1 protein-coding gene is annotated in these 457 nt (G+C 65.0%); it reads left to right on the top strand.

Features of this window, described 5'->3' with window-relative positions; genetic code table 11:
* A partial coding sequence (locus tag HX846_RS24850) for a ShlB/FhaC/HecB family hemolysin secretion/activation protein (protein WP_178966290.1) occupies window positions 1-457 on the top strand: 457 nt, incomplete at both ends.

Below are 457 nucleotides of genomic sequence, written 5' to 3' on the forward strand. Positions count from 1 at the left end.
CAACCGCTACAGGCCGAAGAGCAGGGCACCCAGCCCGAGCCTCCGGCACGGCTGGTGGACGTCAACGAGTACTTCGTGCGCGGCAACACCGTGCTCGACGCTCGTGCGATCGAAGAGGCGGTGTACCCGTTTCTCGGCCCGCAAAAGACCCTCGCCGACATCGAAGGCGCCCGGGATGCCTTGCAGAAAATCTATCAGGCACGCGGCTATCAGTCGGTGTTCGTCGAACTGCCGGAGCAGAAGGTCGATGACGGAATCGTCTACCTGCAGGTCAGCGAAACCAAGGTCGGGCGCGTCCGCGTGGTCGGCGCCAAGCACTATTCGCCGGTGGAAATCCGCGACGAAGTACCCGGCTTGAAGGAGGGCGCGGTTCCGGATTTCACCAGCGTGCAAACCCAACTCGCCGGCCTCAATCGCAGCGCCGGGCGGCAGGTCACGCCGCTGGTCCGCGAAGGCC

Origin of the sequence: Pseudomonas sp. K5002 (assembly GCF_013386655.1) — a bacterium.
Taxonomy (GTDB): domain Bacteria; phylum Pseudomonadota; class Gammaproteobacteria; order Pseudomonadales; family Pseudomonadaceae; genus Aquipseudomonas.